The organism is Streptococcus oralis (genome assembly GCF_001588645.1).
Taxonomy (GTDB): domain Bacteria; phylum Bacillota; class Bacilli; order Lactobacillales; family Streptococcaceae; genus Streptococcus; species Streptococcus oralis_AB.
The window spans coordinates 50,089-61,501 of sequence record NZ_LAYF01000017.1; the positions used below are offsets into that span (position 1 = coordinate 50,089).

Here is an 11,413-nt window from a genome sequence, read left to right on the forward strand (position 1 = left end):
CCCCTTCTTATATATCATTTTATTGGATTAAATTAATGGAAAATAATTGCAATTTAAGGTGCCTTTTGATATATTTAATATATAAAATATATTATAAAACTTGGTACTTGTTTGTGTATTCAGAAGGAGGTTATTTTTTAAAATAAAGTAAGCGCTTACTTTGTATCAAGAAAAAGAAATGAGGATTTTAATGAACAAAAGACTTTTTGATAAACGTTGTCATTATAGCATTCGTAAATTTGCAATAGGTGCGGCATCTGTAATGATTGGGGCTAGTATATTTGGTATTTCTGCTGTACAAGCTGAGGAGGTGGATTCATCCAATGCTAAAACAGAAGAAACAACTGTTCATCAAGCTCAACCTTTAGATAAGCTTCCCGATGATGTGGTAGCTGCTATTGCAAAGGCTGATGAGAATGGTGGGCGTGAGTTTGTAAAACCAAAAGCTGAATCGGCAGAAGACAAAGTGACTAAGGATACAGAACCTACTACACCTACTAACGAGAGTAGTCGTGAATTGGTTAGTCCTAAAGGGGAAACTCCAAATAAAGTAGAAGAAGGAAACAAGGCTGATAACAAACAGAAATCTGAAGAGGCAAATCCAAAGCCTGTTGAATCTGCAGTAACAGCTGGAACAGAAGTGAAAGAGGATTCTAAAAAAACTTCTGAAAAGGACCAAGTGAAAGCAGACACAGAGATTAAACCTTCTTCTGAAAAATCGCAAGTGCTGTCTAGAGAGTCAAACAAAGCCGAAGTTGAAAAGGAAAAACAACTATTATCGGAACGAAAACAAGATTTTAATAAAGATTGGTATTTTAAACTAAATGCCCAAGGAGATTTTTCAAAAAAAGATGTGGATGTTCATGATTGGTCTAAATTGAATCTTCCTCATGATTGGAGTATTTATTTTGACTTTGATCACAAGTCTCCCGCTCGTAATGAAGGTGGGCAGTTAAATGGTGGAACAGCTTGGTATCATAAGACTTTCATATTAGACGAAGCAGACAAGAATAAGGATGTTCGTATCAATTTTGATGGGGTTTACATGGATTCAAAGGTCTATGTAAATGGTAAATTTGTCGGACATTATCCAAGTGGCTATAATCATTTTTCATATGATATCACAGAATTTTTAAACAAGGATGGTAGTGAAAATTCAATTACTGTTCAAGTGACCAATAAGCAACCAAGTAGTCGTTGGTATTCAGGAAGTGGGATTTATCGTGATGTAACCCTTAGTTATCGTGATAAAGTCCATGTTGCCGAAAATGGTAATCATATCACTACTCCAAAACTTGCTGAGCAAAAAGAAGGGAATGTTGAAACACAGGTTCAAAGTAAGATTAAAAATACGGATAAGAAGGCTGCTAAAGTCTTTGTGGAACAACAAATTTTTACTAAGGAAGGTAAGGTTGTTTCAGAATTAGTCCGCTCTGAAACGAAGAATTTAGCAGAAAATGAAACTGCAGATTTCAGACAAACAATCCTAGTTAATAAACCAACTCTTTGGACGACAAAAAGTTATCATCCTCAACTGTATGTGTTGAAAACAAAGGTTTATAAAGAAGGTCAACTAGTTGATGTAACAGAAGATACATTTGGTTACCGTTATTTCAATTGGACTGCTAAGGAAGGTTTCTCTCTGAACGGTGAACGCATGAAATTCCACGGAGTAAGTATTCACCATGACAATGGAGCCTTGGGGGCAGAAGAGAATTATAAGGCTACCTATCGTAAATTAAAACTCTTGAAAGATATGGGGGTTAACTCTATTCGAACAACCCACAATCCAGCGAGTCCTCAGTTGCTTGATGCTGCAGCTAGTTTAGGTCTTTTGGTTCAAGAGGAAGCTTTTGATACTTGGTATGGTGGCAAGAAGACTTACGACTATGGACGGTTCTTTGATCAAGATGCAACTCATCCGGAGGCTAAGAAGGGTGAGAAGTGGTCTGATTTTGATCTCAGAACAATGGTAGAACGTGATAAGAACAATCCGTCTATCGTCATGTGGTCTCTTGGAAATGAGGTAGAGGAGGCAAATGGTAGTCCTCGTTCTATCGAAACTGCTAAACGCTTGAAGGCAGTTATCAAAGCGATTGATACTGAGCGTTATGTAACCATGGGGGAAAACAAATTTAGTCGTGCGGCGACAGGTGATTTCTTGAAACTAGCAGAAATTATGGATGCTGTCGGTATGAACTATGGTGAACGTAATTATGATGCTGTTCGTAGAGCGCATCCAGACTGGCTCATTTATGGTTCTGAAACTTCTTCGGCTACTAGGACGCGTGATTCTTATTATAACCCTGCTCAAATCCTTGGACATGACAATCGTCCAAATCGTCACTATGAACAATCTGACTATGGTAATGACCGTGTTGGATGGGGAAGAACAGCTACTGAATCATGGACTTTTGACCGTGATCGTGCTGGCTATGCTGGACAATTTATCTGGACAGGAATTGACTATATTGGAGAACCGACTCCATGGCATAACCAAGATAGTACACCTGTCAAGAGCTCTTACTTTGGTATTATTGATACAGCTGGTTTACCAAAGAATGATTTCTACCTTTACCGTAGTGAATGGTATAGTGCTAAAGAAAAGCCAACTGTTCGCATTTTACCACATTGGAACTGGACTGAAGAGACCCTTAAGGATCGCAAGATGCTGATTGATGGAAAGGTTCCGGTTCGTACCTTCTCAAATGCTGCAAGCGTCGAATTGTTCTTAAATGGAGAGTCGCTTGGTAAAAAGGAATTTACTAAGAAAAGGACAGAAGATGGACGTCCATATCATGAGGGAGCTAAACCAAGTGAATTGTATCTTGAGTGGCTTGTGAAATACCAACCAGGCACACTGACTGCGATTGCTCGAGATGAAAATGGCAACGAAATTGCGCGTGATAGTGTGACAACTGCTGGGGAGCCAGCAAGAGTTCGTCTGACTAAAGAAGAGCATGTTATCACTGCAGATGGAAAGGACCTATCCTACATCCATTATGAAATTGTTGATGGCGATGGTAATGTGGTTCCTACAGCTAACAATCTTGTTCATTTCAATCTTCATGGTCAGGGACAAATCGTTGGTGTGGATAATGGAGAACAAGCTAGTCGTGAACGCTACAAAGCTCAAGCAGATGGAACATGGCAAAGACGTGCTTTCAATGGTAAAGGGGTTGTCATTGTAAAATCAACAGAAAAAGAAGGTAAATTTACTCTTTATGCAGATTCTGCTGGTTTGACATCTGATAGCGCAACGGTCGCAACGGTGTCTGGTAAGAAAGAAAATCGTCACTTTGTAGCCTTTGCTCCTGTAAAAGCAACAACTGATGTGACGACAAATCCTGAATTACCTCAAACAGTAACAGCTATTTATAGTGACGGTAGTGTTGAGGAAAAGACTGTAACTTGGGAAATGCCATCTGACTTGCTTACAAGCGCAGGTGAGAAAAAAGTATCTGGACGTGTAGAAGGTTTGGAAACTAAAGCTGAGGCACTTGTTAAAGTGATTGCTTTAGATAGATGGTTACCAAAAGTTGCTACAGTCCCAGTTGGAACGAATGCGGCTGATTTGGATAAAATGGTCACAGCTGTTCTGACAGATGGTAGCTTGATTGATACTGATGTTGTTTCTTGGACCTTGAAAGACCCTGCTGCTTTGAACAAGGAAGGTGGACGTACGGAGGCTACTGGTAAATTGGTAGATGACGACCGTGAAGTGACTGCAACCTTTATCGCAAGTAGTAAGGAAACAGCAAGTAGCATTACAGGACTTACTGTTGGGGATAAAGCTCTTGAGAATTTTGAGTCTGGCAAGACCTATTACCGTGTATCCCTTCCTTACACTGCAACTATTCCAAGTGTTGGAGCTCAGACTACCGGATATCAAGTAACTGTTCAGCAAGCTTCTGCTGATAATGGTTATCAGGCTTCTGTCTTCTTGAGTGACCAAAAGGGTGACTTGGTTCAAACTTACTTAATTCAGTTTGTGAAGGAAGCTCCTGCTTTGAAACGTTTGGAAGTGGTTGTAGAAGGAAAAGAAACTGCCACTGAAGATCAAGTATTAACTTATCACGTCATTGGTCGTTATGAGGATGGTTCACAAACAGAGTTTTCGGCTTCAGATATTCACTTAGAAGCTAAATCATCTGATGGGGGACATCTTGAGGTGAATGGTCAGAATCTATTGCTCTATACTAAGGGAAGAGTGACTTTGACACCTCGAATCGATAATCAAACAGAGAAAACAGAATCTGTAACCACTGAAGTGGTGATTAAAGAAAATAAAGTCAGCAAGAAGATTGTGAAACTTCATCCTGTGTCTGTTTCTACAGATATCAATCAGCAACCGAATCTACCTAAAGAAGTTGGAGCAGAATTTGATAAGGGCTTGCCACGCAAAGTATCTGTAGCTTGGGATAAGGTAGATGAAAAAGAGTTGGGGCACTATCATAGCTTTACGCTTAAAGGACATGTGGAAGGCACAGATATTGAAGCTCAAGCGACTGTAACGGTTGAAGGATTGCAAGTTGCAGAGGAAATCAGTCTCACAGTACCTAAGGGTGAGACGGTTCAATTGCCAGCTAATGTTCGGGCTTACCATTCTAACGGAACAACTATCTATAAAGATGTTGTTTGGGATCAGGTTCCAGCCAACTTTAGTCAAACTGAAGGGGTCTATGAAATCAATGGTCGTTTAGTAGGTAGCAATCTGACAACTAAAGCTCATGTTCGAGTGTCTAGTCAAGTGGTTGCTGGAAATAATATCTCTAAACAATGGACAGGTTCACAATTACCAGCTGCCATTGTATCCAATACAGGAGGAGATGACACAGCCAACACCTTGAACGATTTGACTGTATCAAGAACGTCATCAGATGCTAAAAATAGATGGACTACTTGGAGAACAAATACTGATAATGACTGGGCTTCTATCTTATTTGGTAATTCAGGAGACTTGACGAAGCGTTTTGTCAACAATTTGTCGGTTGATTTCTATACTGATGGAGCAATTGGTCTTCCAAAAGAATATGTAGTTGAATATTATGTAGGTAAAGAAATTCCAGATTTACCAAGTGATGTCAGTCATGCGCAACGAGATAGTAATCATCCATTTAATAATCCAGACAATTGGAAAGCAGTTGAAAACTTACATGCTCCAAGTCAGCTGTCTGCAACACAAACCAATCACTTCACATTTGACAAGGTCGAAACCTACGCTGTTCGTATTCGTATGAAGAAAGCAGATGGAACATCAGGTGTTGGTCTGACAGAGCTAACTGTGCTTGGAAACAAGGTCTTAAGTGAAACAAGTTCAGAGATTTCTATCAAGGTAGATGGCAAGGATCTTGAGCATTTTAATCCATCTAAGACAGATTACTATATTCCTCAATCTAGCAAAGAAATCACAGCAACAGCTAGCAATAATGGTTTGGTAACAGTTGTTCCTGCAACAAGTCCAAAAGGTGCAACACGTCTCATCTTGAAAGCAGAAGATGGTACGGTGTTGAAAGAATATCGAATTTTCCGCAATGATGAGAGAGAAACTAGTCAACCTCTTGCTGCAGAAAACAGTGCTAAAATCTTGAATGTTGGAGACAATCTTCAACTTCCTTCAGAAGTAAGTGTTTATTATCCAACTTCAACTAATTGGACTACAGATAAACTTGCAGTGAAGTGGGATGCTATTCCTGAACATGCGACAGAGCATGAGGGAACATTTGAAGTTACCGGTCATGTCATTGGTACAAATCTAACGACTAAAATGCAGGTGACAGTTGTTGCTAAAGGCAATCAAGTCATTTCAGAAAATCCAAGCAACAATGAAACTGATTCTAAAGCTTTTGCTTCGACAACGAACGATACTCAAGCAGCTTCACATGATCGAATTTTCTATATCAATGATGGAAAATACAATGAAGATGGACGTTGGACAAACTGGTCTCGTACTCCGAAAAATCAAGAAACTTCTGTTGGATTACTCTTTAAGAAGGATGGAAAAATTGCTTCTCAATCTATTGGGAAAGTAGCCATTCAGTTCTTTAAAGATAGTGGCACAGATGCTCCAGAGAAAATGGTTCTAGAAAGATATATTGGTCCTGCTTTTACAGAACCAAGTACGATTTCTCGTTACGAAGAAAATGCCGATCATCCATTTAACAAGGCAGAAAATTGGGCACCAATTTCTTACAAAGCTTCTGGAGAATTAGTAGCTGGTAAACCAATCGAGTTTAACTTTGAACCGGTTCAAACGACAGCTATTCGTGCGCGCATGACTCGTAAGGCTACCACCAATGGTCTTGCACTTGTAGAATTTACAGCCTACTCTGCAGGCAAGGGATCAGAAGTGGAAACACCATCAGCGACTATTTCGATCGACGGAAAAGCATTGGAAAACTTTGATCCAAATGTGACAGATTACACTCTAACAACAATGGGTTCAAAACCAAAAGTCACTGCAACAACTAGTGGACATGGAGTAGTTACAGTTGTGGATTCTGGAAATGCCAATCTTCCAACACTGGTTCGTCTTGTTTCCAAAGATGGAAATCTGGTGAAAGAATATCGTTTACACTTTAAGTCTACCTTCCAAACAACACCAACAGAAGGCGTTAAGAACTTAGTAGCAGAAACTCCAAGTTTGGAAATTGAAAAGACTCCACTTCCGTTTAAAGAAGTTATTCGTGAAAACCCTGAACTTGCTCAAGGTCAACGTCGTATCGTTTCTGAAGGACAAGATGGAGAAAAAGTTGACTATATTCAAGTTTTGGGTACTACTAGAAGTCTTGTTCATTCTGAAGAAAGAAAGGCTCAGGATCGCATTGTTGAAGTAGGAGTGAAAGCATCTATTTCAAGTAGTAAAGGCGAGGAGCCAGCTCCAGTCAATGAAGTTCCAGAATTCAAAGGAGGTGCTAACTTTGTAGAAGCAGCAGTAAACGAAGTTCTAGAATACACAGGAACTCTTGCTACTGTAGGAGATCAAGCGGCACCAAGCGTTGAGAAACCTGAATTTAAGGGTGGCGTTAATGCTGTAATGGCTCTAGAACATAAACTTCCAGAGTATCATGGTGTTCTAGCCACGGTAGGAAATGAGGAAGCGCCTGTTCTTGAAAAACCAGATTATCCAGTAGAGCTATTAGCTCATGACCAGACTATAAAACCAAATGTTTCAGTAGTAAAAGAAGAGCAAAATAGATTACCAGAAACAGGTGAGGGAGAATCTGAAACAGCCATTTTCTTGGCAGGTGTTAGCTTGGCCTTGTCAGCAGCCCTATTAACTGCAAAACGAAAAGAGGATTAGTTTGTGCGTCTAATGCTATCCGATTGGTATAGCTTGGTCGATGATAAAAAATCACATCGATAAATGAGTTGAAGAGATGGAGAGGACCGATTAGGCCTCTCCGTCTTTACTAGTAAAAATGGAATCGTTTACTTTCGTGTTTGGATGAAAGGAGATAAGATAAAGATGGATAAAAATTTTTTCAATAAACGTTGTCATTACAGTATTCGTAAATTCGCTATTGGAGTAGCTTCTATTATGATTGGTGCCAGTATCTTTGGTGTTAATTTAGTAGAGGCAGCAGAAACAGGTAATGTAGGAGATAAAGAGGGAACTATAACTCAAGCTCAGCCATTGGAAAAGTTACCTGATGAACTTGCAGCAGTTTTGAAGAAAGCAGAAGAAAATGCTGGGAAGGAAGCAAGCTCGACAGTTGGAAATGGAGAAACTACAGGAACGATTGGTTCTACTGATTCGACAAATAATCTTAAACCAGCTGAAGCACCTAGAATTCCAGAGAATGAAACAAAGCCGTCTGAAGCCATGAGTGGAGGACAAAATGATAAAGGAATCGCTAAACCTAGTCAACCAATTACACCTGAAACTCCAAAAGTAGAGCAAACAGGTGATGGAACAGTTGAATTGGCCAATCAATTTACAGCAAGCAAACCAGCTAGCGAAGCCAGTATTGAAGCTGCCAGCAAGAGCTCAGACTATCTCAAAAAAGAGTACAAGGTCTTTCCAACTCCACAAAAAGTGACTTATGGAGAAGGTGTCACAGCCCTTCGTAAGCAAGTCAATCTGGTAATGGGCGATCAACTCGATATCTATACTCGCAATCGCTTGAAGAGCGTTTTGCAGGACAATCAAGTATCTTACAAAATTAGTAAAACGACCGTTTCTGACGCAACTAATATCTATCTTGGAGTGCATGGACAAGGTTCACAAGCAGAACAAAACTTGTCCAAGGTTTCCGCAGGTCTCTTTGACAAAATTGATGCTTATGCTCTGACCATCAAGGACAACTATATCTCCATCGTCGGAAAAGACACAGATGCGGTCTTTTATGGTTTGACAACCTTGAAACATATGCTCAAGGAAAGTCAAGTGCCAGTCCTTCGCAATGTGACAGTGGAAGATTACGCTGAAATCAAGAACCGTGGGTTTATCGAAGGTTACTATGGAAATCCATGGTCTAATGAAAATCGTAAAGAATTGATGCGTTATGGAAGTGAATTGAAGTTAACTCAATACTATTTCGCACCAAAAGATGATCCATACCACAATAAGAAATGGCGTGAACTTTACCCAGAAGAAAAACTGGCTGAAATCCGAGAACTTGCACGTGTCGGTAATCAAACGAAAACACGTTATGTTTGGACCATCCATCCATTTATGAACAATCGTATCCGCTTTGGCAATGAAGCGCATTACCAGGCTGATCTTGCAACCATAAAGGCTAAGTTTACTCAGTTGTTGGACGTGGGAGTGCGTGAATTTGGTGTGCTTGCAGATGATGCACCAAGCCCAGTTGGTGGTTACCATAGTTATGTTCGCTTGATGAAGGATATCACAAATTGGTTGACTGAAAAACAAACAACATACAGTGGTCTCCGTAAAGATATGATTTTTGTTCCTGCCTGGTACATGGGGCAAGGAACTGAAGCTGAACTTCGAACCTTGAATGAACATCTTCCTGAAAATGTCCATTTAACTCTTACTGGTGGAAAGGTCTGGGGGGCTGTTGACCAAACATTCTTAACGAACTTAAAGAAAAATTTAACAGAAGGTGGTAAGACTTACCGTCCAATTCAGTTCTGGATTAACTGGCCATGTAATGATAATACAAAACCCCACCTAATTCTTGGAGGTGGTGAAAAATTCTTACATCCAAATGTTGATTTATCACTTGCACAAGGAATTATGCTAAATCCAATGCAACAATCTGAAGCATCTAAAGTGGCACTTTTTGATATGGCTCAGTATGGATGGAAACAATGGAGAAGTGTAGAAGAAGCAGAACAAATCAACGATATGGCCTTTAACTATGTAGTTAATGATCATTTTGAAGAAAGCAGTGTTTCGAAGGCTTTTCGAGAACTCGGAAAACACATGCGCAATCAAAATAGACCTCCCCATGTCACTAAATTAGAAGAGTCTGTAGAATTGGCTCCAAAATTGACAGAATTCTATAACAAACTCAAATCTGGTCAAAATCTGGATACTGAAAGAAAAGAGTTGAGGGAAATTTTTGCTGGTTTGAAAGCCAATGCTCTATTACTTAAAGAAAAAGGTGATCAGAAATTAATCGAACAAATTCACTATTGGTTAGAGAATACAGTAGATCAAATGAACGCGCTTGAGGCTTTCCTAACAGCTACAGAAGGTCTTACTGAAAAGAATGATGCCAAGGTGTGGGAGTATTATCAGGCCGGAGTCAAACATTATGACCAGTCAGTTAAGTATGCCTTCTTTTACGTTGACCATTATGAATACGCAGAATTTGGTGTCCAACATATTCGACCATTTATCAATAATCTCAAAGAATACTTAGCCTTACATATCCAAGCAATGTTGAATCCAGATAAATTTGTGACAACATTTATTACGAATCGTGCTGGAATAGAAGGCGGATTGAAAGAAGTCACAGATGGTGACTTTGATACACATGTGATTGCCAAAACAACCATCGTGATTGAGAGAGGCGATTATGTAGGCTTGCGCTTTAATAAGGCAATTAAAATACACAAATTAGGTTTCGCTACAGGTACTAATACGGCCGATAATTATACCTTTAGTAATGCTCTTGTTGAATATCAAAATGAACATGGAGAATGGGTAGCCATAACGAGCCCCGCTTATACTGGTAGAGAACGTATTCTGGAATTTAATGACCTCGATATCACAGCTCAAGCTGTTCGTATGATAGCAACAGCTAAGAAGGATAATGCTTGGCTTGCCATGCGTGAAATTGCTGTTAACAGACCCCTAGAATTGGGTAGTAAGAAGGTTAGGGGCGCTATTAGTTTAAGTCCAAACCTTGTTTACAAATATGGAACAAGTGTTGTTCAGATGCAAGATGGTCGAGAAAACACAGAATCCATGATGGCACATGTTGATCAGACCAATGTCACACCAGCGCAAGCCTGGGTAAAAATGGACTTAGGTGGGCTGCACAAAGTAAAACGAGTTCATCTGATGCAAGGGGAACGAGACAAACTAGCATCTGGTGTCATCGAATATTCTGCAGATGGTACAAATTGGACAACGCTTCAAAATTTATCAGGGCAACGAACTTCTGATATTGTGAAAGAATTTACAACTCGTTTTGTTCGCATTCGCAATACACAAACCTTAAATAAGTGGTGGAGAATTGCGGAATTTACAGTAGATGTCGATAGTCCAAATCTTGACTTAACAGACACCAACGTGGAATCCTTGAAGGAAACTCCGGTAGTGGATAGCTTAGGCAGTTACGAGCTTCAAATTCCAGCTGGAGCCAAACTTCCTGCAAATAGCTATCTAGGAATGAAGCTTGACCGTATCCATCAAATCAAGAGCATCCAGCTCCAAGGTCAGGCCAACCCTGCTCTTAGACTTGAGTACTCTGCAAATGCGCAAGAGTGGACGCCAGCTAGCCAGTTGACAGACAGATCTGTAGTGAGTCACTTGGTACGTTATGTGCGTCTGGTCAATAAAACAGATCAGGAACAAGCTGTGACAGCCACTTCTCTCCTTGTGACAACCAAAGAAGTGCAACCAACCAAACTAGAATCTACAACTATGGGCATTCATCCAACATACGGAAGCAATGATGTTCGTAAGCTGAACAACCTAGATCAACTATTTGACGGTGTTTACAACAACTTCGTTGAGTTTTCAGACTATGCCCATAAAGATGGTCATGTGACCTTGAAACTTGGCAGCGAACGCACTATCAAGAAGATTAGAGCTTATATCCAAGACGGAACACAAAACTACCTTCGTGATGGCAAGATTCAAGTCAGCCAAGACGGTAAAACTTGGACAGATGTTGTGACAGTGGGAGATGGTGTGGCCAACAGCCAACACGATGATTCATTGACAGATGGTTGGACACACGATTCTAAGATGCCAGGAAATCGCTACATC

1 protein-coding gene and 2 pseudogenes are annotated in these 11,413 nt (G+C 40.1%); all 3 read left to right on the top strand.

The annotated features are described in order from the left end of the window. Window positions 1–190 precede the first annotated feature (190 nt). Window positions 191–7,303: an SIALI-17 repeat-containing surface protein gene (locus tag A0739_RS09240; protein WP_061587781.1), complete on the top strand. Its 7,113-nt coding sequence runs from the start codon at window positions 191–193 to the stop codon at window positions 7,301–7,303. A gap of 165 nt (window positions 7,304–7,468) precedes the next feature. Continuing rightward, window positions 7,469–7,576: pseudogene (locus A0739_RS10745) on the top strand (YSIRK-type signal peptide-containing protein); the annotation flags it as partial. Window positions 7,577–7,855: 279 nt separating this feature from the next. Then, a pseudogene (locus A0739_RS09245) lies at window positions 7,856–11,413 on the top strand (beta-N-acetylglucosaminidase domain-containing protein); the annotation flags it as partial.